General features: G+C 61.2%; 27 protein-coding genes. 13 read left to right on the top strand and 14 right to left on the bottom strand.

All coding sequences use genetic code 11. From position 1 onward, the window contains the following. Positions 1–15: 15 nt before the first annotated feature. Positions 16–768: an isocitrate lyase/phosphoenolpyruvate mutase family protein gene (locus FEZ60_RS14555; protein WP_172936349.1), complete on the top strand. Its 753-nt coding sequence runs from the start codon at positions 16–18 to the stop codon at positions 766–768. 2 nt (positions 769–770) lie between these two features. Then, positions 771–1,787 carry a DUF2804 domain-containing protein gene (locus FEZ60_RS14550; protein WP_172936348.1) on the top strand — a complete coding sequence of 339 codons (1,017 nt, stop codon included), beginning with the start codon at positions 771–773 and terminating at the stop codon, positions 1,785–1,787. 9 nt (positions 1,788–1,796) lie between these two features. On the opposite strand, the gene FEZ60_RS14545 is transcribed toward FEZ60_RS14550, so the two are convergent. The 7 genes from FEZ60_RS14545 to FEZ60_RS14515 all read right to left on the bottom strand — a co-directional run bounded on the left by FEZ60_RS14545 (position 1,797) and on the right by FEZ60_RS14515 (position 9,714). Continuing rightward, entirely contained in the window at positions 1,797–3,431 is a 1,635-nt protein-coding gene (locus tag FEZ60_RS14545; RefSeq protein ID WP_172936347.1) for an amidohydrolase, read from the bottom strand. Then, positions 3,428–5,602 carry an AAA family ATPase gene (locus FEZ60_RS14540; RefSeq protein ID WP_141484864.1) on the bottom strand — a complete coding sequence of 725 codons (2,175 nt, stop codon included), beginning with the start codon at positions 5,600–5,602 and terminating at the stop codon, positions 3,428–3,430. The genes FEZ60_RS14545 and FEZ60_RS14540 overlap by 4 nt, the downstream gene beginning before the upstream one ends. A 21-nt stretch (positions 5,603–5,623) precedes the next feature. Continuing rightward, positions 5,624–6,460 carry a phosphatidylcholine/phosphatidylserine synthase gene (locus FEZ60_RS14535; protein WP_033235794.1) on the bottom strand — a complete coding sequence of 279 codons (837 nt, stop codon included), beginning with the start codon at positions 6,458–6,460 and terminating at the stop codon, positions 5,624–5,626. Positions 6,461–6,516: 56 nt separating this feature from the next. Next, entirely contained in the window at positions 6,517–7,230 is a 714-nt protein-coding gene (locus tag FEZ60_RS14530; protein ID WP_033235586.1) for a phosphatidylserine decarboxylase, read from the bottom strand. 523 nt (positions 7,231–7,753) lie between these two features. Next, positions 7,754–8,776: a MerR family DNA-binding transcriptional regulator gene (locus tag FEZ60_RS14525; RefSeq protein WP_233364349.1), complete on the bottom strand. Its 1,023-nt coding sequence runs from the start codon at positions 8,774–8,776 to the stop codon at positions 7,754–7,756. Next, positions 8,766–9,212: a hypothetical protein gene (locus FEZ60_RS14520; RefSeq protein ID WP_172936346.1), complete on the bottom strand. Its 447-nt coding sequence runs from the start codon at positions 9,210–9,212 to the stop codon at positions 8,766–8,768. The genes FEZ60_RS14525 and FEZ60_RS14520 overlap by 11 nt, the downstream gene beginning before the upstream one ends. Before the next feature lie 34 nt (positions 9,213–9,246). After that, positions 9,247–9,714, bottom strand: a complete 468-nt coding sequence (locus FEZ60_RS14515) for an SRPBCC family protein (RefSeq protein ID WP_095886778.1) — start codon at positions 9,712–9,714, stop codon at positions 9,247–9,249. 186 nt (positions 9,715–9,900) lie between these two features. Here FEZ60_RS14515 and FEZ60_RS14510 point away from each other — a divergent pair, with 186 nt between their 5' ends. Beyond that, positions 9,901–11,304, top strand: a complete 1,404-nt coding sequence (locus FEZ60_RS14510) for an amino acid permease (protein ID WP_095887945.1) — start codon at positions 9,901–9,903, stop codon at positions 11,302–11,304. Here the strand turns inward: FEZ60_RS14510 and FEZ60_RS14505 are convergent. Both FEZ60_RS14505 and FEZ60_RS14500 read right to left on the bottom strand, forming a co-directional pair. Next, the gene (locus tag FEZ60_RS14505; RefSeq protein ID WP_045063993.1) at positions 11,270–12,523 is read right to left on the bottom strand and encodes an FAD-dependent oxidoreductase; all 1,254 of its coding nucleotides are present in this window, start codon (positions 12,521–12,523) and stop codon (positions 11,270–11,272) included. The genes FEZ60_RS14510 and FEZ60_RS14505 overlap by 35 nt on opposite strands. A gap of 141 nt (positions 12,524–12,664) precedes the next feature. After that, positions 12,665–13,810 carry a PucR family transcriptional regulator gene (locus FEZ60_RS14500; RefSeq protein WP_172936345.1) on the bottom strand — a complete coding sequence of 382 codons (1,146 nt, stop codon included), beginning with the start codon at positions 13,808–13,810 and terminating at the stop codon, positions 12,665–12,667. A gap of 72 nt (positions 13,811–13,882) precedes the next feature. Here FEZ60_RS14500 and FEZ60_RS14495 point away from each other — a divergent pair, with 72 nt between their 5' ends. The 3 genes from FEZ60_RS14495 (at position 13,883) to groL (ending at position 17,174) form a co-directional block, all read left to right on the top strand. Beyond that, positions 13,883–14,668, top strand: a complete 786-nt coding sequence (locus tag FEZ60_RS14495) for an HAD-IIA family hydrolase (protein WP_172936344.1) — start codon at positions 13,883–13,885, stop codon at positions 14,666–14,668. 80 nt (positions 14,669–14,748) lie between these two features. Continuing rightward, entirely contained in the window at positions 14,749–15,306 is a 558-nt protein-coding gene (locus FEZ60_RS14490; RefSeq protein WP_080711786.1) for a DUF6764 family protein, read from the top strand. Between the two features lie 245 nt (positions 15,307–15,551). After that, complete coding sequence (groL, locus tag FEZ60_RS14485; RefSeq protein ID WP_033235579.1) at positions 15,552–17,174, top strand: chaperonin GroEL; 1,623 nt, start codon at positions 15,552–15,554, stop codon at positions 17,172–17,174. 146 nt (positions 17,175–17,320) lie between these two features. Here groL and FEZ60_RS14480 read toward each other — a convergent pair whose 3' ends face one another. From FEZ60_RS14480 to FEZ60_RS32905, 3 genes are all read right to left on the bottom strand, one after another. Next, positions 17,321–18,781: a wax ester/triacylglycerol synthase domain-containing protein gene (locus FEZ60_RS14480; protein ID WP_172936343.1), complete on the bottom strand. Its 1,461-nt coding sequence runs from the start codon at positions 18,779–18,781 to the stop codon at positions 17,321–17,323. A 414-nt stretch (positions 18,782–19,195) separates the two neighbouring features. Then, positions 19,196–19,390, bottom strand: coding sequence for a hypothetical protein (locus FEZ60_RS14475; protein ID WP_033235577.1), 195 nt, complete (start codon positions 19,388–19,390; stop codon positions 19,196–19,198). Positions 19,391–19,418: 28 nt separating this feature from the next. Next, the gene (locus FEZ60_RS32905; protein ID WP_255285217.1) at positions 19,419–19,547 is read right to left on the bottom strand and encodes a hypothetical protein; all 129 of its coding nucleotides are present in this window, start codon (positions 19,545–19,547) and stop codon (positions 19,419–19,421) included. A 1,607-nt stretch (positions 19,548–21,154) separates the two neighbouring features. On the opposite strand from FEZ60_RS32905, the gene FEZ60_RS14470 reads away from it, so the two are divergent. Continuing rightward, positions 21,155–21,706 (top strand): VOC family protein, encoded by a 552-nt coding sequence (locus FEZ60_RS14470; RefSeq protein WP_033235576.1) that lies wholly within the window; start codon positions 21,155–21,157, stop codon positions 21,704–21,706. Here FEZ60_RS14470 and FEZ60_RS14465 read toward each other — a convergent pair. Continuing rightward, positions 21,688–22,485, bottom strand: a complete 798-nt coding sequence (locus FEZ60_RS14465; protein WP_033235790.1) for an IclR family transcriptional regulator — start codon at positions 22,483–22,485, stop codon at positions 21,688–21,690. The genes FEZ60_RS14470 and FEZ60_RS14465 overlap by 19 nt on opposite strands. A 282-nt stretch (positions 22,486–22,767) precedes the next feature. Here FEZ60_RS14465 and FEZ60_RS14460 point away from each other — a divergent pair, with 282 nt between their 5' ends. The 5 genes from FEZ60_RS14460 (at position 22,768) to FEZ60_RS14440 (ending at position 25,404) form a co-directional block, all read left to right on the top strand. Continuing rightward, a complete protein-coding gene (locus FEZ60_RS14460; protein WP_172936342.1) occupies positions 22,768–24,210 on the top strand; it encodes a wax ester/triacylglycerol synthase domain-containing protein in 1,443 nt (480 codons plus the stop codon). A 220-nt stretch (positions 24,211–24,430) separates the two neighbouring features. Further along, positions 24,431–24,622, top strand: a complete 192-nt coding sequence (locus tag FEZ60_RS14455) for a hypothetical protein (protein WP_045063985.1) — start codon at positions 24,431–24,433, stop codon at positions 24,620–24,622. Between the two features lie 59 nt (positions 24,623–24,681). Next, positions 24,682–24,825 (top strand): hypothetical protein, encoded by a 144-nt coding sequence (locus FEZ60_RS14450; RefSeq protein WP_165826254.1) that lies wholly within the window; start codon positions 24,682–24,684, stop codon positions 24,823–24,825. An 82-nt stretch (positions 24,826–24,907) separates the two neighbouring features. Continuing rightward, positions 24,908–25,201 (top strand): hypothetical protein, encoded by a 294-nt coding sequence (locus FEZ60_RS14445; RefSeq protein WP_116101786.1) that lies wholly within the window; start codon positions 24,908–24,910, stop codon positions 25,199–25,201. A 59-nt stretch (positions 25,202–25,260) separates the two neighbouring features. After that, positions 25,261–25,404: a hypothetical protein gene (locus FEZ60_RS14440; protein WP_165826256.1), complete on the top strand. Its 144-nt coding sequence runs from the start codon at positions 25,261–25,263 to the stop codon at positions 25,402–25,404. Positions 25,405–25,472: 68 nt separating this feature from the next. Here FEZ60_RS14440 and FEZ60_RS14435 read toward each other — a convergent pair whose 3' ends face one another. Further along, on the bottom strand, positions 25,473–25,676 hold the full coding sequence (locus FEZ60_RS14435) for a PspC domain-containing protein (protein WP_116101785.1): 204 nt from the start codon (positions 25,674–25,676) through the stop codon (positions 25,473–25,475). A 138-nt stretch (positions 25,677–25,814) separates the two neighbouring features. On the opposite strand from FEZ60_RS14435, the gene ppk2 reads away from it, so the two are divergent. Beyond that, a complete protein-coding gene (gene ppk2, locus FEZ60_RS14430) occupies positions 25,815–26,729 on the top strand; it encodes a polyphosphate kinase 2 (RefSeq protein ID WP_172936341.1) in 915 nt (304 codons plus the stop codon). The last annotated feature ends 16 nt before the right edge of the window (positions 26,730–26,745 follow it).

Genomic DNA, 26,745 nt, shown 5'->3' with positions numbered 1-26,745 from the left:
TTCAGGAGCCACCGTATGACATCGATCAACGACAAGGCCACCGCTCTACTGGCGCTGCACCAGCCAGGAAACCCCGTCATTCTCCCCACCGTCTGGGATGCCTGGTCCGCAAATCTTGCGGTTGCGGCCGGTTTTGCAGCTCTGACCGTTGGCAGCCACCCGGTATCGGATTCCATCGGAAAGCCCGATAACGAGGGAATCACGTTCGGCGAGTTGGTACGCCGGATCAAGCAGATCACCGGCGCCGTCGACGCTCCGGTTTCCGTGGACATCGAGAGTGGATACGGACTCGAGCCCGCTGTGCTCATCGAAGGGCTGATCGATGCCGGCGCGGTCGGTCTCAACATCGAGGACACCGTGCACAGTGAGGGTGGCCGTATTCGGGAGGCACAGGAGCACGCCGATTTTGTGGGTGGGCTTCGCCAGGCCGCCGACGCCGCAGGTGTCCACGTTGTTGTCAACGCGCGCACCGACCTGTTCGTGAAGCAGGTGGGAGACGAGGCTGATCGTGTGGACCGCGCCATTGCTCGCCTGAAACTGGCCGCCGACGCGGGAGCCGATGTTCTCTACCCCGTCGGACGGCACGACGACGCGGTCCAGCGGCGTCTGACGTCGGAGCTTCCGTTGCCGGTCAATGCAATCGGGATCCCGGATCAGGACGACCCGGCTAGTTTCGGACCGCTCGGCGTCGCCCGCGTGAGCTTCGGGCCGTTCTTCCAGATGGCATTGTCGACTCGGGCCAACGAGATTTTGGGGCGCTGGAAATAACTATGCAGAACGTGATGTCGCCAGGCCCGCTTCTCGATGCGCGTGGGCACCTCGTAGAGGCGGGCTGGGCGCCGTCGGAGGTCAAGACTTATCGGCGGTCGGCAGTCAAGGCGCCGAAGTTCCGGCTCAAGGAGTGGGACTACTACTGCGTGCTCACACCGGAATACGGGATTGCGCTGACCGTCGCGGACAACGGCTACATGGGGTTGCTCGGGGTGTCGTGGCTGGATTTCACCACTCCGGGTGAGGTCACGGAAAACGTGATGCTGCCCTTCCCAATGGGCAAACTTGGGTTGCCTTCCAGTGCCGATTCCGGCGACGTCGTTGTGTCGAAAGGTAAGGCGCGCTTCGAGTTCAGGCATGTCGACGGTGGTCGTCGCCTGATCGTGGACTACCCGGCATTCGACAGGGGCAAGGGATTGCACGCCGATCTGTTTCTCGAAAGCCCCGCCGATGACCGCATCGTGATCGCCACACCTTTTCCGAAAGCTCCCCGGTCGTTCTACTACAACCAGAAAGTCAACTGCCTGCCCGCAACCGGAACGGTTCGGGTCGGATCACAGGAATTTGCGTTTGCTCCGGAAGATGCCTTCGGAGTGCTGGATTGGGGCCGCGGAGTCTGGACCTACGACAACACCTGGTACTGGGGCTCGGCATCGGGATTGGTGAACGGCGAGCGCTTCGGCTTCAACATCGGTTACGGATTCGGAGACACCACAGCGGCCAGCGAGAACATCGTCTTCGTGAACGGTGTTGCGCACAAACTGGATCGCCTGGCGTTCGAGATTCCACGAACCTACGACGGTGCGCCGTGGAACTTCACGAGCAACGACGGCCGGTTCGAGATGAAGTTCGAGCCCATCATCGATCGCGCCGCGAAATTCGACGTGGGTGTCCTGCGGTCCATTCAGCACCAGGTGTTCGGCAGGTTCACCGGCACGGTTGGTCTCGACGACGGCACATCGGTGGAAGTTCGCGACCTCCTCGGGTTTGCGGAGGAAGTTCGGAACCGCTGGTAGGGGTGCTGGCTAGCCGGCGGTGTTCAGGTCTCCGTACACCGTTCGCCCCGCGAGGACGGTGGCGCGCACCTCGATGTCGGCCAAGTCGGTGGGCGCCACATCGAGGGGATTGTCCGACAGCACAACAAGATCCGCGTAGGCGCCCGGGAAGATTGCGCCGATGCTCTCCTCGCTGAAGAGCTGCCAGGCGGCGTTGACGGTATGAGCGCGCAGCGCAGCGTCGACGGGGATACGTTCCTCCGGTGCACGCACCTGGCCACTCGGCGAGAGTCGGGTGACCGCGTCCTGCATGTTCCGCAGCGGGTTGGCCGGGGTGACCGGGCCGTCGTTGTGGAATGTGAAGCGCTGCCCGGCGGCAAGGGCAGAACCTGCTGCCGCCCATGCTCCGCCGTGCTCGGGACCGAACAGATCGTCGACCAACACGTCGCCCCAGTAGTGCAGGTGATCGATGAAGATGCTGACGGTGACGCCCAGCTGCGCGGCCCGGCGGAACTGATCTGCGCGCATCGCGCCGACATGTTCGAGGCGCAAGCGGTGATCGGACCGCGGAAACTCCTGCAGCAGTTGCTCCCACGCGTCGAGAACCATCGTGATTGCGTTGTCGCCGTGGGCGTGGCACGCGATCTGCCACCCCTGCTCGAAGTAGGCTGCGCTGATGTCGTGGATCTGCTCACCGGTGTAGTTGGCATGACCGTGGGTGCAGGCGATGCCGAGTCCGCGAGTGGCGGCTGTGTCGAGGTACGGGAAACTGGTCGCGACGTTGCCGACCCACGGTGAACCGTCCGACCACACTTTGATGCCGATCTGCTTGACCAGATCATCGCCCTCGCCGGGGGTGGCGTCCGTGGCGCGTTCCGGTGTCGACATTTCGTAGAGGCGGAACCTGGTGGTGAGCCCGCCCGCGTCGGCAATTGCCTTCAAGGCCGGGCGCATTCGTGGGTCGAACGACATTTCGGCGACGGTGGTGATGCCGGCCGCATTGAGCCGGGCGCACTCGGCGGCCAACAGTTGGGGGTAGTCGCTCCCGATGGTCATCGCGTGGCCGGCAACGGCAAACACGGCCGGTGTCTCGTACGCCGCGCCGTCGAGTTCGCCCGAGGAATCGTGGCCGTACGATCCGCCGATCGGATCGGGGGTGTCGCGGGTGATCCCGGCCTGCGCTGCTGCTGCGGAGTTGAAGTATGCAACGTGGCCGGAGTTGTGCATGATCACGAGCGGGTGGTCCGGTGCGATCATGTCGAGCCACTCGCGCGTGGGCTCGGGTAAACCCGTCTGCAGCAGAGGATCCCAACCGTTGAGCGATGCACCGGCCGCGCCGCGTGCTGCAACGGTGTCGATGACCGTGGCAACAACGGTATCCGCGTCGGCGATCGTGACGGGGCGGATGTCGACCACTGCCGGGCCGAGCACGATCGCCTCTTCGAGTGGGTGCCCGTGCGGTTCGATGAATCCGGGGAGCACGCAGGCAGTTCCGACGTCCACCACCCGCGTACCTTCGCCGATGAGCGAGTCGATCTCGGTCCGCTCGCCGACTGCCGTGATCCGGCCACCGGTCACGGCCAGAGCGTTCGCGCGCGGAGCGTCCTCGTGCATCGTGACGATGTCGCCGTACAGAACCAGATCAGCATCCACGTCAGTCCTCATCGGTTGTCGGCGTATGCCTGCAGGTGGGCTACCTGCTCGGGATCGAGTGACGGGCGGACCTTGTCGCGCGCGGTGGCAACATCGGCGGCGGTCACGTCGGCGGCGTCCATGCTGCGGCGCATGGCTGCCAGGGCGGCTTCGCGTAACAGAGCTGAGCAGTCGGCTGCCGAGTAACCTTCCAGATCGACTGCCAGCGCGTCGAGGTCGACATCTTCCGCCAGCGGCACAGACTTACCCGACGCCTTGAGAATTGCCTTGCGCGCGTCCGCGTCCGGCGGCGGAACAAATACAAGGCGTTCCAGTCTGCCTGGCCGCAGCAGTGCGGGGTCGATCAGATCAGGGCGGTTGGTGGCGCCCAACACCACGACATCACGCAGTGGCTCGACGCCGTCCATCTCCGTCAACAGGGCTGCGACGACGCGATCCGACACCCCGGAGTCCGAGCTCTGCCCGCGGCGCGGGGCGAGGGCGTCGATTTCGTCGAGGAAGATCAGCGAGGGTGCGGAATCGCGGGCGCGCTGGAACAATTCGCGCACCGCTTTTTCGGATGCGCCCACCCACTTGTCCATCAGCTCGGCACCCTTGACGGCATGCACACTCAGGTGTCCCGAGCTGGCAAGGGCGCGAACAAGATACGTCTTACCGCAGCCGGGAGGGCCGTAGAGGAGGACGCCGCGGGGCGGGTCGACGCCAAGGCGGGCAAAGGAATCGGGGTGCTGCAGCGGCCAGAGCACTGCCTCCGTGAGCGCCTGCTTGGTTTCGACCATGTCGCCGACGTCGTCGAGAGTGACGCTGCCGATGGACAGTTCTTCGGTACTGGACCGGGACAGTGGCCGAATCACCTCGAGCGCTCCGACGAGGTCGTCCTGCGTGATCTCCGGCGCTTCGGCGGATTTGGACGCTCTGGTCGCGGCTCGCAGCGCGGCTTCACGGCACAACGCGGCGAGGTCGGCAACCACAAAGCCGGGGGCGCGGGAGGCAATGGCGTCGAGTTCGAGTGTGCCGGTGGGAACTCTTCGGAGCAACAGTTCGAGGAGTGCCTTGCGGGTGGCACCGTCGGGCAGGCTCAGGGAGAGTTCACGGTCGCACAGATCTTGACCGCGCAGGCGGGCGTCGACGGCTTCGGGGTGCGCGGACGTGGCGACAAACGCGATGCCGGGGGTGGCGACGGCGCTGCGCAGCTGTTCGAGGATGAGCGCGGAGACGGGTTCGGGTGTGGCGGGCAGTAATGCGTCGATATCGGTGATCAGGAGAACCCCACCGCCGCGCACACCGGCTACAGCGTCGACGATGCGCTGCAGGCGCGTATTCGCTTCGGTTGCACCGACTCCGGGGCCGTCGAGTTCCACCAGCTTTCGCGCCGAGAGAACTGATCGGGCGAGTGTGGCTTTTCCGACGCCTGCCGGTCCGGTGATCAGAACACCGAGGTGCGGGGACGCGCCGAGTGTGCGCAGCAGTTCCGGTTCGTCGAGCGCCAGGCCGAGCCACTCGGTGAGTTTGGCGGCCTGGGCCTGTGCGCCCACGAGGTGGTCGAGGGGAACGGCAGGGGTGGGCTCGGCAGGGACAGACACAGTGGCACTGGAAACAACACGGGCAACGCCGGCGGGACTGGCTGTTCCCCAGTCCACCGCCGAGTTCGGCTGCACACTCACCGGCCCACCGGCCGGGTCGACGCCGGTGACGGTGAGCAGTTCCGACGTCCAGGCGACACCGAAGGTGCGGGAAAGAGCTTGAGTGGCTTCGGAAGTGCTGGTGCCCGGGCCCAAGTCGCGGGGGAGAAGCGAGACGGTATCGCCGACGCTCACCACCTTGCCGAGCAGGGCTTGGCGCAGGACGGTGGGGCTGATCGAGCGGGTTGCCATGGTGGAACCGGTAACGGAGACGGATCGTGCTCCGTACACCGTCACCGGACCCACCACGACGGACGAGTTCTCGGTGAGCCCCACGTTGGACATCGTGACGTCGTCCAACAAGATCGTGCCCGCCGGTGTGCCGGTGGGGGCCCGCCCCGCCACGGCAGCGGTTCCGCGTGCGCCCATCAAGGCGATGGCATCCCACTCGCGGATACCCAACGCTGCCAAGGCTTCGGGATGCAGGCGCACGACACCGCGTCGTAAATCTGCTGCGGAGGTGTTGAGTCGGACAGTCAGGGCGAGTTCCGGCGAAGTCACTCCCCGAGACTACGTCCTGAGCTAGCGAGGCCGACGCAAGCCGAGGCGCACCATCGAGCGTCGTCCACCCGCTGTGGGTTGACGACGGATCGCCCGGCGCTCCGACGGCTTGATGTCCCACGTTTCCGGCCGCGCCGCCACCCAGCGCTTGGAGCGGACGGCAAAGGGAATGTGAACCAGGTAGATCGCAATGAGAACGATCAACAGCACGTACGGGAAGGTGATCAGTGCGGCCGCGGTCAAGGCCACGAGGACCAGCAGCGCGGCAGCCATGTGCGGCGGCACGGATACCGATTTCATGGCCAGGGTCGGGATGCGGCTGACGATCAGAGCTGCCGAGAACAACATCCAGATGACTACAACTACCTGCGACGACCACCACCCGTCACCCCATTGGATGGTTGCAGCCAGGGGGGTGAGGGCGATCAGGGCGCCTGCGGGCGCTGGCACTCCGACAAAGTACTCGCGGGCATATGCGGGGACGTCGTCTTCGTCGAGCAGGGTATTGAACCGGGCCAGGCGCAACACGATGCTGACGGCGTAGACCAACGCGATGATCCAGCCGAAGTTGGTGTCGTCCAACAACGTCACGTACAGGACCAATGCCGGGGCAACGCCGAACGAGATGGCATCGGACAGCGAATCGAGCTCGGCACCGATCTTGCTGGTCGCGTCGAGAAGGCGGGCGATCCGGCCGTCGAGTGAATCGAGGACCGCCGCAGCACCGACCATCGCGAGCGAGATGCCAGGCTCTCCGTCGAGTGCGAACTTGACGGCGGACAGGCCCGCACACAGAGCGAGGATGGTGATGACGGACGGCAACAGCCGCACGGCTTGGGTGCGTTTTGGCACCTTCATGGCCGGGCTGGTTGTCACCACCGGTCTCTTCACGGCTGGCTTCATTCTCGGTGTCTTCACGGCAGTTGCGCGATGACGGTTTCAGCGCCAATTGTGCGCTGACCTGGTTCGACCAGCAAGGTCGTTCCGGCCGGGAAGTACGTGTCGACGCGCGATCCGAAGCGGATCAGACCGTAGGTGTCACCGATGGGAAGGGCATCGCCGACACCGGCGTAGCAGACGATACGACGCGCGAGCAGACCGGCGATCTGCACGACGGCAACGTCGTGTCCGCTCGCGGTCTCGATGAGCATGCTGTTGCGCTCGTTGACCTCGCTGGCGTCGGCCAGGTCTGCGGAGAGGAACTTGCCAGGCTGGTGAACAACCGTTTTGACGGTGCCTCCGACGGGAGCGCGCTGGACGTGTACGTCCAGAACCGACAGGAAGATGCTCACGCGGGGTCGAGGTTCGCTGCCGAGGTTCAGTTCGGCCGGCGGGACGGCATTGTCGACCAGTGCGACCTCGCCGTCGGCCGGGGCCACGACGACGCCGATGCGGTTGGGCGGTACCCGGTGCGGGTGACGGAAGAACGTGGCGCAGGCAGCTGCGGACACAAGGCCGGCTCGCCGCACCCACTTACGGTTGCGTCCCAGGGCTGCAACACCCAGCGGAGCGAGCACAAACGGAAGACCGGCGGGATGAAGCGGCGGAATCGCATGCCGAACCAGATCGACGATATGTCCGATTCCGGTGGGTTGCGGGGTTCCGGGGGGTGTGGGTCGGCGTGCCACAGGCTCCTCTAACTACTCGGTCGGTGTACTGCTGGCCGCACAGACACTACGGGGCGTCGTGCATCACTAGATTACGTGAGGCATCCGTTACTGCGGCATCTGTTGTTGCGGCACCCGGTATCGTCCGCCCCAGATCATGTAGGCGCAGTAGCCGAGCACACCGACCAGATAGAGAACGGTCGGGGCGACGAGGAGCCAGGTATCGACGGAACCATCCGTCGACGTGCCCGCGACCGCTGCGATCCAGGCAAGTAACAGTGCGGTGGCAGCGCCGAGCCATTCGAGGTCTTCGGAAATTCTTCGATCGAACTCGGCGCGATTGACCGGGTCCGTCCAGTATCGATGGTTCGCGATGCTGATCGCGTGCCCAGGAACACGGGGGATCAGGAACCTCGCTGACCCGAACGCGAGAGTGAGACCGAGACAGATTCCGCCGATCGGACCGAGGAACGACCACTTCGAATCCCACCGGGTTACCGCACCGGACGCGTCGAAGTGACCGGGAATCTCGTAGGCAACTCTATTACGTGTGCGCAGCCTGTAGCGGCATCAAGTACGAGAAGTACCCGGCGTAGTCGGTGGTGCGGATAGCAAGAGGCAGTGCCGCGCCGCTCGCCCGAATCACCAGTGCCCGACCGGGTTGCGCTGCCGCGGCCTCGCGTAGTCGCTGCCGATCGACCAGCACTCGGAACCTCTCTGCGGGAACCACGTCAGCCGGATCGATCCGAGCGCTTCCGTTGCCGTCGACGCTTACGATCGCTGTTTCCGTGGAGCCGTTGAGCAGGGCCGCCAATTGGTCACCTCTCAGTTCGGTTGCGCCACGGTCTTCGCGCAGGATGCGATGGTCCGGAAATTCACCGTCCTCGATGAGTGGGCTCGACACCGATCCACCGGGATAGGACGCGGTCACCGATCGGGTGGCGAAGGTGAGCGTCACGACTCCGGCGATGCCTCGCATCCTTCGCGCAAAGGCGAGCGGAACGATTGCCGAGACGGTCAAATTGGATCGCACGCTCACTTCTGCGACCGCTAGCCGGTACCGATCAGTGGTGACAAACGCCGCGACACCGTCGTGAATGTCGATATGTACTCCGCGAAGGATCGGGAACTCCGAATCGGCGTCCACGGCAAAAAGCACGGCGTCGAGTGCGCGTCGTACATCCCAGGAATCGAGGGTGACGCCGGTTGCGGTCGGCCGTGAATCGATGAGCCGATGGATTCGATCGAGTTCGGCTCGGGCGTCGGCGAGCCCGTCTTCGAGATTGCGCAAGTGCGCGTCCAACCGGGAGTGTGGGTCCGGCCCGGTCAGGACGGCTGTCATTTCCCGAACCGGGACACCGACGCGCCGCATGCCCGCGATCAGGCGAGCATCGCGGAGTTGGTCGTCGGTGTACCAGCGATAACCGGTGTGAAGGTCGACGGAGTGCGGAACCAGCACGCCTTCCTTGTCGTAGAAGCGCAGCGCACTGATCGGTAGCGCCGACGCCCTCGCCATCTCACCGATTGTCAGGAGCGCAGGGGTCAGGAGCGCTGGTCTAGTGGTCACGATCGAATTCTGCCCGCAATCGCGCGATGCCGCCCCGAACCATCCGGCCGTATCCGTCGTCGACGAGTGTTCCGGCCGCGCCTTCGGCCTTGGTCAGATGCTCGTGAGCTTCGGCGACTCGACCGAGTTTGTTGTAGTCGGCGGCCAGGTTGAGGTGCAACGACGGGTAGAAGCCTGCAACCTGCAGCGTCGAATGGTGTTCTTGCGCCCGAGCATCGGTCAGCGAATCAGCCGCTTCCAGTGCACGCAGATCCCACTGAAGTTCGTCGGCAGGGTCGTCTTGAACGTCGGCCATGTAGTGCGCGAGGGTGACAACGTGCAGCGGATCAGTGCCGACGTCGCGCCACACGTTTTCGAATGCAGAGCGAGCCCCGGCCCGATCGCCGGAGCTCGCCATTTCTTGTGCCTGCATTATTCGGTTCATCACGGGATCCATGAAAGGGATCCTGGAGTCTCGACCTGGTCGAGGGTCAAGCGGGAACGCTGGCTGCTTCCGCTTCCTTCTTCACACGCTCGAGAGTGGCGTTCATGCCCTTGACGAGTTCGACCTCGAAGCTGTCGTTGCCACCGAAGACCGTCTTGACCAGGAACTGCGAGACCTGGGACGTTCCGGTGGGAGCTTCACGGCGCTCGGTGAGCTTGGTTCCGGTTTCGGTCGCTTCGATGTTGTACGACCAGATGGTGCGGTTCTCGGCGATGCGGAACGCGACGGACTTGTTGGGCTCGAACCGAACAACCTTCGCTGTTGTCGGCCAGACGAGAAGGCCCTTGCGGTTGATGTTCAGGGTCTTGGCACCCTCACGGACGGTTCCACCGATGACCTTCATCTTCTTGCACTGGGGGCTCCATTCGCCCATCCGCTGCAGGTCGGCGACGATCGCCCACACATCCTGCGGGGATGCATTGATGTCGATGCTGGCTTCGAGGGTGTTGGACAATGGTTTCTCCAGTCAATTTGATGATACGACGAGTTACAAACACTTTTGCCGACGGTACGCGATACGTCAATACCCGATGTGCCTCAGGTCACCTTACGGCCAGGTCGCAGGGGTGGGCGGGAGGCTGGCGGCCGGTAGCGGACAATAGACGGCGCACGCATGCCTGCCATCCGACTGGAGTACCGAGTGAACACCGACGCCTTGCCCGACGAACGGGCCGGACTCAAGAGGGGGCTGACGGCGCGGCACATTCGTTTCATTGCTCTGGGCTCGGCAATCGGAACGGGACTTTTCTACGGCAGTGCCGAAGCGATCAAGCGCGCCGGGCCGTCGGTTCTGCTGGCTTACCTGATCGGTGGCCTCGCGGTGTACCTGGTGCTGCGCGCTCTCGGTGAGATGGCGGTACGCAACCCCGTCTCCGGTTCGTTCAGCGAATACGCCAACCAGCATCTGGGTCCGCTTGCCGGATTCATGACAGGGTGGACGTACACATTCGAGATGGTGATCGTCTGTCTTGCCGACGTCACAGCGTTCGGCCTGTACATGCAGTTCTGGTTCCCGGACGTGCCACGCTGGATTTGGGTTCTGGCCGTCGTCTTCTTCATTGGCGCCCTGAACCTGTTGAGCGTCAAGGTGTTCGGTGAGCTCGAGTTCTGGTTCACGCTCGTCAAGATTACCGCCATCATCGCGATGATCGTGGGTGGCATCGCGATCATCGTGTTCGGATTCGGCGTGCACGACACCGACGCGGGAGTCAGCAACCTGTGGTCGGACGGCGGATTCTTCGCTACGGGAATCGGCGGGTTCCTCGCGTGCTTTGCAATCGTCATGTTTGCGTTCGGCGGCACCGAAATCATCGGAATCACTGCCGGTGAGGCAGAAGACCCGGCGCGGACCATCCGAAAAGCGGTCAACACCGTTCCGGTACGCATCATTCTCTTCTACGTCTGCACCCTCGCAGTCATCATGATCATCATTCCGTGGCAGACCATCACCAGCGACAACAGTCCCTTTGTGCAGATCTTCGAGAACCTCGGATTGGGCACCGCTGCTTCGATACTCAACATCGTGGTCATCACCGCGGCGCTGTCCGCCATCAACAGCGACGTATTCGGTGCCGGCCGCATGATGTTCGGAATGTCCCACGCCGGTCAAGCGCCGCAGGTCATGAAGAAGGTGTCCCGCAACGGAGTTCCGTGGATGACCGTTGTCATCATGACCGTCGCCTTGTTGGTCGGCGTGGTGCTCAACTACCTGATCCCGGACCAGGTTTTCCTCGTGATCGCGTCGCTCGCGACCTTCGCCACCATCTTTGTGTGGGTCATGATTCTGCTGTCGCAGTTCCGTTCACGCCGCCAGATGAGTGCCGACGAAACAGCGGCACTGAAGTTTCCAGTGCCGCTGTGGCCGTACGGTCAGATCTTCGCGATCGGTTTCCTGGTGTTTGTCATCATCCTGTTGGGCGTCATTGCGGACACCCGTGTTGCCCTACTGGTGGGCGCCGGATGGCTCGTGCTGCTGGCCGGCGCGTACTACAAATGGGTGAAACCCGCCGTCAGCGCAGCGGATCGAAGTGGCGCATCACAGTAGGCATCGTGCCTGCCGTCATCGACTCCGCCATCATCTTTCCGGTCAACGGACCCAACGCGATTCCCCACATCCCGTGACCACCCGCGACATGGACGCGCGGCGACTTCGTAGCACCGATCAACGGCAACCCGTCAGTGGTGCAGGGACGTGATCCGACCCATTCCTCGTCACGCGCAGTCCAGTCGATGCCGCGGAGCATGGGCTTTGCGGCGTCGATGATCGCCTGCACGCGACGCGGATCCAACGGTGCGTCTGGGCTGCGGAATTCCATCATTCCGGCGACGCGGAACCTGTCGTGCAGCGGCGTGCACGCCACGCGCTGAGTGGGGAAGTACACCGGGTTCTTGGGCAGGTGATCGGGTGTGACGCTGAAGCTGTATCCGCGTCCCGCCTGCACCAGTTTGCGCACACCGAACGGCGCTGCCAGCTTGTTCAAGCGAGCGCCACTGGAAATCACGACTGCATCTGCTGCACGCGAATCACCGTTGGCGGAGCGAACACTCACGCCGTCGGCACGGTCGTCGATTGACGCCACATCGAAGCCGGTGATGATCTCGGCGCCACGTTCACGGACGGCGTCGGCCAACGAGTTCACAAATTGCGGGGGATCGATGAAACGCTGACCACGCAGCCGGATTCCGGCCTTCACACCGGTGCCGAGGGTTGGCTCGAGCGAGTGGATCGCATCGTGGTCGAGGAGATCGAAGTCGACCTCGCCGCCGGCGGCCTCCACATGACGGAACTCCTCGACCAGGTTCTCGCGATCCTGCTCCGACGCGAACGCCGCGAGGAACGGATCAGCCAAGCGGGTGTGCTCCTTGACGCCACCGTCGGCAAGTTCGTCGAATGCGCCCAGCGCAGTTCGGTTCACTTCCGTGTAGACGGACATTGCTTCCTGCCACTTCGAGGGTGTGCAGTGGCGAGCAAATCCGACCAGGAACCGGATCAGTTTCAGATCGGTTGTCAGCGGAACATACACCGGCGACGACGGGCTGAGCATCGCGCGCAGGCCGTACTGAAGGACTGCAGGTTCGGGGAGCGGAAGCGTGAGAGCGGGCGCGAGCCAGCCGGCATTTCCCCAGCTGGCATCAGCGGCGACGCCATCTCGATCGACGACGGTGACGTCGACTCCACGTTCCTGGAGGAACCAGGCCGTCGACAATCCGACCATGCCTGCGCCGACCACGACCACACGATCGGGGCTCTGACGAGTTCCCATGACCTGCTCCTTTAGCTCCGTTGACATGCGAGACGCCGGTCACACCGGCTCTGTTTCAAGCATGGGCTGAGGGGAGGGCAAAAGGAGTGGCCGTTCGGCCACAGGTAGAGATCAGGCGCTGTGCATATGCACAACGGGCGTTCAATTCCGCAGTTTGAACTGGAGCATCAGGATCAGTCGAGTGTCCGCGTCGGTCAGGTCAACACCACACATGTCCTTGCAGCGGCGTAGCCGATTGCGCAGGGTGTTGGGGTGAACGTGCAGTGCTGCGGAAGAATTCGCGACATCACCGCCCTTGTCGAGGAAGGTGCGGGCCGTGGCGACAAGTTCGCTGCCGTGCCGACGGTCGTGCTCGTCCAACGCGCCAAGGGGTGTGACATCGCCCAGTCCGTCGAAGATGTCGGCGACATGCAATGCCAGTACTGACGCCAAGGTGTCGTTCATTCCCGCGACAATCCCGCCGGACCGGTTGTGCCGCAGCGCGCCCAGAACATGGTCGGCGTCGGCGCGCGATAGATGGCATTCGCTGGCGGATTTCACAGTTCGGCCCACCGCCACGGCAAGTTGTGCGCGTTCGCGGGCGCGACCGAGGAAGTCCTCCAGCAATCGGCGGGTGTTCGCTTCGTCAGCGGAGACAACAAGATACGTCGCGTCGATCAACTGCGCGATCACGGCGTCGACGGCCAGTGTGTCGAGATACAGACCCAACGACGCCGCGACGGTGCTCGGCATGAAACCGGCTGTCGCGCCAACCGCTACAACGGTCAGCGGTCCGCGCAGTCGCAAGTCCTCGGCGGCGCGGAATGCCTGCTCGCCGCCGCCGATCAGTGCTTTGACTCGCTCGGTCTGGCGGCGTCTGGTGCTGTTGATCCGGTCCCGCTCGGACGCGATGTGCTCCGCAACCACGGGCACAGCAGCGCGAAGTGTCGATTCCTGGGACGGCGTCGGCTCGCCGGCGAGTGCCACCCAGATAGACCCGACGGCAATGTTGTTCTCTCGCACGGCGATGACAAGCCGGGGAGTGATCGCCGGATCGTCGAGGTTGACGTAGATAGGGTCCGTCTCGCGATGGAGGCGTTCGAAAACACCTGCATTCGAGAGTAGTTCGCGAATTCGGCCGGGTACCTGCCGGCCGAGGATGGTTCCGATCCGAGCCTCGTCCACGGCTTGTTCACCACCGGAGTAGGCAAGGACGGTCGAGTTCTCGTCCTCGATGGTGACGGGGGCTCCGAGTAATTCCGCCAAGGATCCCGCGACGCTGAAGAGATCGTCGTCGCGCAGGTCCATGAGGCTGAGCCTACTGAGCCGGTTCGTTTCTTGTGGTGCGACGCGTCGGGGTTGCAACTATAGGCTGGTGCAATGGCTGACATCGAAGGTGTTCTGTTCGACATCGACGGAGTCCTGCTCACGTCATGGCAGCCCATCGAGGGTGCCGGCGAGGCGGTCCGCGATGTGCGTAGTCGGGGCTTGGCGTGTGGGTTTCTCACCAACACCACCTCCCGCAGTTCGACCCTGATTGCGGAGGGACTGTGTGACGCGGGAATTGCGGTCGAACCCAGCCAGATTGTGACCGCAGCAAGGCTCACGGCGGAGTACGTGCGCACCACATATCCCGAAGCGAAGGCCTGGGTGCTCAACAACGGCGATGTGTCCAGCGACCTCGAGGGAATCGAACTGGTCGACAAGAACCCTGATGTTGTCATCCTCGGCGGCGCAGGTCCCGAATTCACTCACGAGGCCCTGAGTCAGGTGCTCGAATATTTGCTCGACGGTGTCCCGGTGGTCGCGATGCACCGAGGAATGATGTGGGAGACAGATACGGGCTTGAGGATCGACACCGGAACGTACCTACCGGGTTTCGAGGAAGTTGCCGGCGTCAATATCGCGGCCGTCGGCAAGCCGTCGCTCACGGGCTTTCTCGCGGCCACCGAATTGATGGACGTCGACGCCGAAGCGACGGTCATGGTGGGAGACGATCTGATCGGTGACATCCTTTCGTCGCAAAGGGTCGGGTTGACCGGAGTTCTGGTGCGTACCGGCAAGTTTCGGCAGGCAGTGCTCGAATTGGCAACGCAACAGCCGGACTATGTCATCGATTCCGTGGCGGATCTACCGGGATTGTTGGAAACCTTGCTCGAGTCGTGACCTGCAAAGCGTGACGGACGTCATGTGAGCGGGTACTCTCGCGCCCGAATCCATGAACGTGTTCCAAGAAGGAGTTTTCTATGCCCTTGATCTCGTCAGTCTGGTTCCGCCGCTCGTCCTCACGAGTTAACGGAAGTACCAGTAGTCGGTTGGGGGGCCGCCTGGCGAGAACAGGGGCTGTGGTGACCGCGGGGATGGGCTTGGTTGCGGGGCTGGCGCTGGCAGGCGGGGGAGTCGCTTCGGCTGCACCCGTTACGTGTGTGTCGCCGCCGTTGGTAAACGACATTCAGGTATCGGACACCGCGAGCTGTGGCGCACAGGCTGTTGGTGCGGGACGCTCGCAGGCCGGTGCCATGGAGAGCGGAACAGCTGTCAGCGTCTCGGCTGACAACAGCTACACCAACACTTACGCCAACGGTTTCGGAACGGCTCTCGGCGCTTCGCGCGGCAACGGTCAGGCGCACGCCTACGCACTCGGTGGCGGCATCGCCCGCGCCGGTGCGGCCGACGGAAACTTCACCGTCGCCATCGCCGGTTGGGGAGCGGGAGCGACGGCTGACGCCAACGGAGTCAACTGCATGGGCAACTTGTCCTTCGCTGTGAACTTCACCAACGGGCAGTTCTGCATCGCCGGCTGAGTCTTGACCTTGCACTCGGCACGCTCGAGTGCTAAAAATGCAATTGGCACTCGCGAGCTGTGAGTGCCAGGTCGAGTCAGTGAGACCGGGATCCATCGACACCCCCGGTCGTCCGTCGCGGGCACTGACTTAAGACCACAGGCTAGATGGGTGACCTAAGCAAAATTCGGTCGCCCTGTGCCGATGAGGTGACCCGACGAGCGGTCACCTTGTGTGTCACCCCCTATCCGGAGGATCACTTCGCAATGGCAAAGATCATCGCGTTCGACGAAGAGGCACGTCGCGGCCTCGAGCGAGGCCTCAATGCCCTCGCCGACGCTGTCAAGGTGACGTTGGGCCCCAAGGGTCGCAACGTCGTTCTCGAAAAGAAGTGGGGCGCCCCCACGATCACCAACGATGGTGTTTCCATCGCCAAGGAGATCGAACTCGACGACCCGTACGAGAAGATCGGCGCGGAGCTCGTCAAGGAGGTCGCCAAGAAGACTGACGACGTCGCTGGCGACGGCACCACCACCGCCACCGTCCTCGCACAGGCATTGGTCCGCGAAGGCCTGCGTAACGTCGCAGCCGGCGCGAACCCGCTCGGCCTCAAGCGCGGCATCGAGAAGGCTGTCGAGGCTGTCACAGCTCGCCTGCTCGAAACCGCCAAGGAGATCGACACCAAGGAGCAGATCGCTGCTACCGCCGGTATTTCCGCAGGCGACCCGTCCATCGGCGAGCTCATCGCCGAGGCAATGGACAAGGTCGGCAAGGAAGGCGTCATCACGGTCGAGGAGTCCAACACCTTCGGCCTGCAGCTCGAGCTCACCGAGGGCATGCGCTTCGACAAGGGCTACATCTCGGCGTACTTCGCCACCGATGCAGAGCGTCAGGAAGCCGTCCTCGAAGACGTCTACATCCTGCTCGTCAGCTCCAAGATCTCCACGGTCAAGGACCTGCTGCCCCTGCTGGAGAAGGTTATCCAGTCCGGCAAGCCGCTCCTGATCATCGCCGAGGACGTCGAGGGCGAAGCTCTCTCCACCCTCGTCGTCAACAAGATCCGTGGCACCTTCAAGTCTGTTGCCGTCAAGGCTCCCGGCTTCGGTGACCGTCGTAAGGCTCAGCTCGCCGACATCGCCATCCTCACGGGTGGCGAGGTCATCAGCGAAGAGGTCGGACTCTCCTTGGAGACCGCAGGCCTCGAGCTCCTCGGCCAGGCACGCAAGGTTGTCATCACCAAGGACGAGACCACCATCGTCGAAGGTGCCGGCGACGCCGACGCCATCGCAGGTCGCGTCAGCCAGATCCGCGCTGAGATCGAGAACAGCGACTCGGATTACGACCGCGAGAAGCTGCAGGAACGTCTGGCCAAGCTGGCCGGCGGCGTTGCAGTCATCAAGGCAGGCGCAGCAACCGAGGTTGAGCTCAAGGAGCGCAAGCACCGCATCGAAGATGCAGTGCGCAACGCTAAGGCAGCTGTCGAAGAGGGCATCGTCGCCGGTGGCGGCGTAGCACTCATCCAGGCAGCTCCCGCCCTGGACGACCTCAAGCTCGAAGGTGACGAGGCAACCGGCGCGAACATCGTTCGCGTTGCACTGTCCGCTCCGCTCAAGCAGATCGCATTCAACGCAGGCCTCGAGCCCGGCGTTGTTGCGGACAAGGTCTCGAACCTGCCCGCAGGTCACGGCCTCAACGCTGCGACCAACGAGTACGAAGACCTGCTCGCTGCAGGCATCAACGACCCGGTCAAGGTCACCCGCTCGGCACTGCAGAACGCAGCGTCCATCGCGGCTCTGTTCCTGACGACCGAAGCTGTTGTCGCTGACAAGCCGGAGAAGTCTGCTCCCGCAGGCGATCCCACCGGCGGCATGGGCGGCATGGACTTCTGAGTCCATCCCCTTAGCTCCCAGAGGCCCGGTCCACCATTTGGTGGGCCGGGCTTTTGCGTGAGTGAGGGTGTGGTGGAACTCGACTTCACAAGTTTCTTCGCATGGCGCACGGCTTCGATCAGTCTGTTGATCGGAGGTTGTTTCTGTCAGGAAGTGACCTTGTTTCTGTCAAGATCGCGGGATCTCTCATCGGATGCCATCTTGAGCTGCTCGAAACTCGCGCGAAGAAGCCCAATGTAGTGATGGAGATCCGGCATTGCCACTGTGTCCGCTATGACATTGAGAGTTAACCCGCCGCCGGATGCGGCGACCATAAAGTGCCGCAGCCCATCCCCGTCCACTGGCGGTTGTGTCGCGAGCACAGCTGCGCCCGGTGCCCCGTTCAAAGTTAGCCCGTCGACCGAGAGCGGAATATTGCTCACCATTGTGTGCTGGTAGCAGGGGTGGTTCAGGTCGTAGGGGTTCTTCCTACGTGTATATGCAATCAACCGCAGCAATGGTGCCGGCGCTGTTTCGATCGCAGCGCTTACACGGCGGATCGCGAGGTGGGAAGTGCGAGCTTTCTCCAAACGGGCAGACTCTGCAATGAGCGCCACCCGTTTCAACGGATCTTCGACGTGGGTGTGCATATCAATTGCCAGGATTACCAACTGATTCGCAGACTCCCAGTCTTCTATCTTGCGCATCGACCGTGGCACCATCGCAACGAGTGATCCCTTCGGCTCTTCACCCTTCTCCGTCAGGTACCTCATCAGAGCACCGCCGACGACTGCTAGCAGAACATCGTTGATGGTTGCCCCGGAGACTGCATCCTTGATCTGGCGAACAGCTGCACCGGGCAGCGTGATCTGCTCGAGTGTCCCAGACCCGCTCACCTTGCCGTTGAAACGGGTTGTTGGATGATCGCGGAAACTCTCGACCCATTCGCCAGCAGCCTGTGCTTCGGCAACGGCCCTGTGAGCCGCACGATTGGCGGGCACGTGTCTGGCGAATCGTAGAACCTGTTTTGGCATACTCAGCACAGCATTGAGGAGCATGCGCGCCTTCAAAAACGGTATCGCAGGCTCGAACTCCGCCGGCCGCAACGTATCCGAAAAGATGGCTTCACCCAACATTCGGATCGCAATTCCGTCCGCGCCGCTGTGGTGCGACTTGAGGACTACAGCGGTCAGTCGGCCGGGCAGATCGTCCAGTCCCTCTATTCCATTGAAAAAGTGCAGTTCCCAAGGTGGACGTGTCAAGTCCATCCGGGAGGTCAACAACTTGCTAAGCGGATCCTGCAGTGCGGCCCAACCAGGCTCGGTGATATTGGTGACTTGTACGTGGTCACTCACGTCGAAGTTGCTGGCTGGGACCCAATGCGGATGCTCGAGGCTCAGTGGTGTTCGCTGAATGCGTTGCGTAAACATCCGGTTGTGGCCGAGGCGCGCAGTGACCCACTCGACGGCTTGTTCCTGTGAGAATTCCGAATCGGGGTGTCGCGAGGTCTCGAAGAAATAGACGCCGATGAGGTGTCCCAGATGCCCATCGGCTTCGTTGTAGATGTAATCGGCATCGCGTGGGCTCAATTGCGTAACCCTCATTGCCAATGGATTGGACAATCTCATGGGTGCTCCTCGTGTGGGGGTGCAGAGCTATATGCTGGCGCTGCTGAAGTCGAAAATCCCCGAGGCTTATGTCAGCCTCGGGGATTCTCTGAGTTCCATGGATGATGGCCAGAAGACCATGATCATTTGGTAGATCGACGGCTACCATCCGTCCACCCCAGACCGTTCACTTGGGGTTCTTGATCACCATGCTTCCGATGGCCGTGTACTCGGTAACGAGCCCAACCCAGTTCAGCATGTGGATAAGGTACCTCTCAATCATTGTAAATTCCTCTCATTTCAGACTGGTTGGGTGAAGGAAGACAAGGTGTCGAGGTACTTCGCAAATGTACCTACCAGGTCAACAGAACCGAACGCGACCATGTCGGACAAGTAGGCCAGAAGAATATTGAACATTGTTGTTTTATCTCCTAATTACGTGCCGGCGATGGAGCCGAGGCCCGATTGGATGAGTCCGGAGGATCCCGCAGAACCGGTAACCCCAAGATTGATGGCCGCGGACACGGTTGCGAATATTCCGCCAACTATGCCCTTCATCGACTCCAATACCGGCAGCAATAGTGCTGCATCGATGCTCCCGAGCGCGCCCATAAGGCTCGAAGTATCCACGATTTATTTGCTCCTCAACGATTGATTATTATTGAACGGGATTGAAATTCATATCGATGGACCCCATGACGGGAATCACGAATATGAACCCAATAATCATCTTGACCAGTTCACCGTACGGCGGGTCGAACATATCGGCGATTGATCCGAGTTTCATCATTCACTCCTGTCGTCAGAAAATATTCGGAAAAGAACTGCATTGCCATCAGCTGTTGCTGACGGCCTCGGCCAATGACCCCGTGCCAGCATCGACTCCGGGAATTATTGATCCGGAATACAGAACTCCCATTAGGTCGCTGAACATCGTCGCGGTCGTCGCAAAAAACAGTGCGAGCATACAGAGTTCCACCCTTTCGGTAGATCGGTAAACGATAGTTGCGCATTCATAAACGCCGGCTTGTGTAAGTCCACAAAGAGTAAAAACGTGGGCAGAGCTCAGGAAACACTGGTGTTCCAAACACTCAGATTTTCGTTGACCTGCTTACTCTTTGTGGATGCTTCTGGCATCACGCTAATGCAGGATAGCTCGATTCGGTCACTTTTTGTCAAAGAAATTTTCCGCAATTTGCAACCTGTTTCAGTTTTTGCTGGTCACGCCCCTAGTTTGCGAACGATCGTCCTTGTATCGGCCGATCGATGTGGCAACGGATCGGCCCTCCTGTGTGCTGGCCGGCGTGGATGCGGCCGATCATCTGTCGAATCCTGTGCCTGTATAGGTTACTTAGGCTGTCTACCAATAATTTTCGACGCATTGGCCGCTTGTCGCCCGGTAATTCGTTCGATCCAAGTGAATCGACCAGAGCGGCTCGCGCACCTGGCGTATCCATCGAAAGTACTAGTGTCCGAAGAGAGTTCAGTGGCACTGTATCCGTCGAAAGTACTAGCGGGTGCCTAGTTTCGGCGCACCGCATCCTCTGAAAGTACTAGTTTCGGTGTACTGAACCCACTGAAAGTACTAGTCCAAGTTGATAATTCGGATGCGTCTAGGTTGGAGGGTGTCGCCACACTGATCGTCAGCGGGTGGGTGCTGTGGTCAGTGCTGTCGGGGATTTGTAGTCGGCTCATTGCTGCATGTTGCGTGCTACGTCATCTCGTTTCTTAAGCTCAGAATTTTCGGCCAATGACCTGGCCCTCGATCCCGTGTGGGTGACCAAACTCCATCAGGGAGCCGCGCGATAGTTAGTCGTGAGACTGCAATTTTTGCATCGAATTGCGCTTCTTGATCGGAAATACGGTTTCGGTCGGGGTGTTGTTAGGCGTTGATCTTGTCGCTAATTGCGGACGGGAATCGGATGTTGATCTGTTGTCGTCACCATGAGTAAGAGTGGTCTGTGACCGGTGCTAGTGCGAACCCGGCGCGACTAGTAGTTGTTAGAAGTCGTCTGTCGAGAGTGCCTGTTCGCGAAGTTTGCTGCGATTGTGTCGGTCGGACGATCGCAGACATCGCGTGGATGCGGTCGGATACTCATGGCTGAAGCAGTGCGTATGTTTGTCGGATTGGCTCGTTCGTTCGCGAGCTTGCAAGTGACGTTGACACAATTTCTGGAACACTGAGTGGTCCAAGCCTTCCGTTGGGAGAGCCCGACCTGAGCGCCGCAGCGAATTCAGTTTAAGCTGCTGAGTGTCCGAGGCAGTAGCGGAAATCCACAGGTTGCGGAGGAAGCTCTTGCGCATTACCTCGCTGCCACGCGTCATCGACGTCGCAGGACAAGCAAAGGGAATGTGTGCGATGACCGACCTGAGTTTGCCGGAGGTACGAGAGTAATGGCTATTCGAAGCCTGAACCATGCGGTGCTGTTCGTTTCCGACGTCGAGCGGAGTGCGTCGTTCTACTGCGATGTACTGGGATTCGAGAAGCTTCCCGTGAATTTCCCCGGCGGAGCATTCCTGCGCGGCGCGAATTCGGCAAACGATCACGACCTGGGGCTCTTTCAGGCCAGCGCGCCGCGGGCGCGAGATGGCGCGGTAGGTCTCTACCACCTGGCCTGGGAGGTTGAGACGCTGAGCGAACTCGCGCAATGCCGCGATCGCATGCTGGCCGCGAATGCTCTCGGCGGAGCGTCCAATCACGCCGCGACCAAGGCCCTGTACGGTCGCGACCCGGACGGAATCGAATTCGAAGTCACCTGGCTGGTACCGGACGGGCTACTCGACGGTGAACTTGTGCCTGGTGTTGCGCACACGCGACCGCTGGACATCGCTGCCGAGATCGAACGATACGGCGCTTCGACGCCTGGTGGTCCGCGAACGGATCGTGCGATTTACGCGCAACTCATGGGGCGCATGGAGGAACAGAATCAGGACGCTTCGAATTGATTCTTGGAGCGAAGATCGTTTGCGACGCAGGTATCCCAGATATCGCGCGCTGCGATACGCACCGTTGATACGAGTTGATTCATTTTCATGTCGTCGATCGGTCCGCAGACAGAGAGTGCTGCGCGGTTGCCGTAGTAGTGATCGCGCGGACCGATTGACGTTGCCACGCAGGCAATTCCGAGCACTGATTCTTCGCGGTCCATCGCTACCCCGCGGTCGCGGACGCGATCCAATTCTGTGTAGAGGTGTTCTTGCGACGCGATGCTGTACTGGGTTGTCTTGCGAAGCGGAGCGCGAGTAATGCTCTGCATCTTGTCTGGTTCGAGATTGGCCAGAATCGCCTTGCCGACGGCGGTGACGTGTGCGGGAAGTCGCGAGCCGACACGGCTGGGGAGTGCTAGTGGCGTTCGTCCGGGGACGCGGTCCAAGTACAAGACGTCACTGTTGTTCAGTGCCGCCAGATGGACCGTCAGCCCGGTGGAACGAGCTAGCCGGTTCAAGACGGGCACCGCTCCATGGCGCAGTCGGTTCTGATTGAGTGCCCACTGGCCGAGTTCGTACGACTTGCTGCCGAGTTCGTATCGGTGTTCTTGCCGAGTGATCCACCGTTTGGTCACGAGTTGCTCGAGCAGGCGGTGAGCGGTGGAGCGAGGGATCCCCGTTCGCTGAGTTACCTCGGCGAGCGTGAGTGGCCCTGTGTTCTCGAAGGTTTCGAGGATGGCCGAAATTCGATCGACAACCGACACCGGATCGTCCACCTTGCGAGTGGTTCTCACCATGAACTCCTGTCCTCGCCGCGAATCTGTGATCGCAGTCACCTTAGTGTTGCCCGATTCGCGTCGGCAATTGTTCGGCCCAGCCAGCGGGAGTGAGTGCGGCGGCTCGGCCTCATGTCGTGTGCACCGTTGCCCACAACTCGTCAGGGGACGGCCGGATGTGCCTGCCGCCAGGAACTTGTGTGCACTCAGGTCCGGGGGAGAAGCCTGGGCAATCCCCGGATATTTGGACACCTGACCGATACAATCCGGACAGTCTTCCAGCGTCGGATGTGAGGGGCACACATGATCTTTCGGAACTCGTTGCCAACCGGGGTAGCTCAGTTGGGTCCGCGGGATGCGGAGTTCATCTACAACGAGTCCGAGGGCCACCTCAGTCATATGGTGTGCGCGTACTTCTTCGACACTGCGGGCCATCCGCTGGCCGACATGACACACGCCGACGCGGTTGGATGGATTTCGGAACGGTTCGGGTACTGGCCGCTGTTCACGAGCCGAGTGCAGCGAGTTCCCCTCGACCTGGACTATCCGTACTGGGTGCCGGCAACTGATTTCGATGTCGACGATCATGTGCGGGTGCACAAGGCGTCGGGGCCCGGATGGGCACCGGTGCGAGCATTGCTGGGCAAGTCTCTGAGCGCGCCGATGGATCTGACGCGGCCGCCTTGGGAGCTGGAAGTCATGACCGGAATCAGCGGGATCGACGATCTACCCGGTGACCTGACGCTCATCATGCTCAAAACTCATCACAGCGCCGGCGACGGTTTGGAGATCAGGAACCTCACCAACCGATTGTTCTCGGGGCCGGCAAAACCCAAGTCATCCGCACGGGAATCGGGTCTGCCGCTCGTGGAGATGATGGGGCGCAGCGTCCTCGGGTTCCCGGGACAACTGATCCGGTTCGGGAAGGGTCTCTCGGCGACAAAGGTAGCCGCAGAAGAGATCACACAGGCCGAGGAATCCGGTGAGTTGGCGAAGTACGTCGCAGACCGCCCGCCGACGCGTTTCAACCACGTGCTGGAGGGTGATCTGGCCCTGGAGTTCGTGACGCTCGACGGTGCTGACATCAAGGCGATCAGAGCCGCCGTGCCCGGGGTGACGGTGAACGATATCTTCCTGACGGTGGTGGCTGGGGCGCTCGAGAAGTATCTCGAGGAGAAGGACGAGCGGCCGGAACGCCCTCTGGCGGCAATGGTTCCGCGCTCGATGCGGCAGATTGCGGAATGGGAGTCGGCCAATCAGCTCGCGCTCCTGACCGTCGATCTGCACTCCGACGTTGCGGATCCGGTCGAGAAACTGACCCGGATCCGGGATTCTGCGCAAGTGGCCAAGGAGCGTAGCTCGCACCTCGCTGTCCGGAAATTCAGCACACGTATCGAGACGTCACCTGCGCCGTTACTACGTTTGACGGGGCTGGCCAGGCGCCTCAACAAGCTGAATACGGATCGTGAGGTCATGCAGCACACCACGATCAGTAATGTCCCGGTGACGATCGACGGAAACGTGTTCGACGGTGCGCCCGCAGTTGCCGTGTTGGGTGGGCAGGCGCCGGTTGACGGAGATGTTTTGCGCCACTTCCTGATTGCCGCGGCCGGCGGCGCGTTGACGCTCAACGTCATCGTCGCTCGCGGAGCGATGCCCGATCCGGAGCACTATGTCGTGCTGCTGCGCGAGAGTTTCGACGAACTGCGCCAGGCAGTGGAGTACGACGTCCCCGCCGTCGAATGATTTTCCGGTCAGGTGCCCGCCGGGCCGGAATTGTTGTGGATCGCAATGAATTTTGTCCGGTAAATTGTTTCGAGAATGGGAAAATCGAGTTAATCGTTCATTTCGGACACAGGTTCTAGGATTAACACTAAGGTCGTAGACGACACATCAACGGTGAACCTTCGCCGGAACCGATTCTTTGGCGGTCGAGTGGGGATCCTTCTAGATAGGGAGTTCAGTCATGGGTTCTTTGATGGACATTCTTCTTGGACCGGACGGGATGGGCACTCAGCTGGGGAGCCTTCTCAACATGCTGATGGGATTGGATAACTTGGGTGCCAATCTCTTCGGCTCTCTGAGTGACACCTTCGGAGGGATCTCCGGATCTCTCGACACGATTAGTTTCCTGCCTGAAGTTATCCCGCCAGCTTGATCCTGCAATCTGAGCAGTTGGCACATCCACTTCACTCAACAGATATTTAGGAGTACAACATGATTGAAGGATCCGTCATGGATGCTGCGGGTTCCGTTGGCACCATTATCGGCCAGGGCATGGGCAGTGTTGCCGATATTGCTGTCAAGGGCCTCACCGCTCTTGCCGAACTGAGCGGTGGAACGCTGAAAGCCGCCAAGTAGCACAAAAGAGCTTGGTTTTGGGGCCCGGGCGCACGTCGCGCGGGCCCCAAAATGCTCTGTACCTGCATATTTGATCTTAATTATGGAGATTGACAGACAATTTTCCATTTCGCCACTGAATTTCAGTTTTGCCGCTAACGTGCTGATAGACAATGTTCGCAAGTTTTCTGTTGAGGAGTTAAAAATGGGGTCGCTGGTAAACATCCTCGGTTATGTTATGGAGAATGGCGAAACCGCAACTCAGGCACTGGTGAATGTGCTGTTAGGGTTGGATAACTTGGGTGCCAACTTGTTCGGCTCGTTGAGTGACACCTTCGGTGGGATCTCCGGATCTCTTGACGCCATCAGTTTCGCACCCGCTGTTGTCGCTCCGTAGTCTTGCAGTTCTGAATTATCTGACCATCCCGTAACTGTGCGGATAGAAGGAGAACAAACATGATTGAAGGCTCCGTAATGGATGCTGCGGGTTCTGTCGGAACTCTTATCGGCCAGGGACTAGGCAGTGTCAGCGAAATCGCTGTCAAAGGCCTGACCGCGCTTGCCGAACTCAGTGGTGGAACGCTCAAAGCCGCGAAATAGGTCAAGAGTTTTTATTGTGGGGTCCACGCGAGAAATGCGTGGGCCCCGCAATACTTTTCTCGGGCGCGCTATCCCAATGGCATGAGCATCCACGCTGCAAGATAGACCAAGGCTGCAGTTCCACCGGTGCAGACGGCGGCAATCACTGCCAGAACACGAATCAGATTGACGTCGGCGCCAAAATATTCTGCAATCCCGCCGCACACTCCGGCGAGCATTTTGTTTTCGGTGGATCGGGTGAACGGGCGGGGTGTGTTGCTCTCGAATGTCATGGTTCAAGTCTGGCCTGACCAGGCCACTTCGACCATCGGGAATCACCCCCATCTATCCCTGATCTTCACCGAGCATCGAATTCGCCCGTTCATCAGGGCGTCACCAACTGGTTGCTGTTGACGGCTAGCCTGTCGGGAATGACCGAGATAGCAGAGCGCCGTCCTTTTCTCAGTGCCTTCGCCGACCTGTCGAGTGCGGTGGACCTGACTGACACGACGGCATTCACCGTCGACGACAGTGACGACGACGATCCCGTGTTGCTCACGGCACCAGGCGGTTTCGAGGTCGACACGTGGCGCGAGGGATACCCGTACGACTCTCGGTTGTCACGCGAAGAGTACGAGATCGCCAAGCGTCTGCTGCAGATCGAACTCCTGAAGCTGCAGAACTGGTCCAAAGAAACCGGTGCCCGCCACGCGATCGTGTTCGAAGGCCGCGACGCAGCAGGCAAAGGCGGCACCATCAAGCGCTTCATGGAACACCTCAACCCGCGAGGCGCACGCGTCGTTGCGCTGGAAAAGCCGTCGGCGCGAGAGTCGACGCAGTGGTACTTCCAACGCTATGTGCAGCATCTTCCCGCTGCGGGCGAACTCGTGATGTTCGATCGCTCCTGGTACAACCGGGCCGGAGTCGAGCGTGTCATGGGGTTCTGCACGGACGAGGAGCACGAGCGTTTTCTGCGGCAGGTTCCGTTGTTCGAGCAGATGCTTGTCGACGACGGCATCAGCCTCATCAAGTTCTGGTTCTCCGTCTCACCGCTCGAGCAGCGGACGCGGTTCGCGATTCGGCAGGTGGATCCTGTTCGGCAGTGGAAGCTTTCGCCGATGGACATCGCCTCCCTCGACAAGTGGGATGCGTACACCGCCGCGAAGGAAGAAATGATCCGCTTCACCGATACGGAGACCGCTCCGTGGACCGTCATCAAGAGTAACGACAAGAAGCGTGCGCGGATCAACGCGATGCGGCATGTCCTCAGCCAGTTCGATTACGACAACAAGGATCACGACATCGTCGGAACGCCTGATCCGCTGGTTGTGGGCAGTCTGGAATAGCAAGACTGCTGCCCGA

This window comes from Rhodococcus sp. MS16 (genome assembly GCF_013277795.1).
GTDB classification, from domain to species: domain Bacteria; phylum Actinomycetota; class Actinomycetes; order Mycobacteriales; family Mycobacteriaceae; genus Rhodococcus_F; species Rhodococcus_F globerula.
The sequence above is the reverse complement of the archived record's forward strand: the minus strand, read 5'-3'. Positions and strand labels throughout refer to the sequence as shown.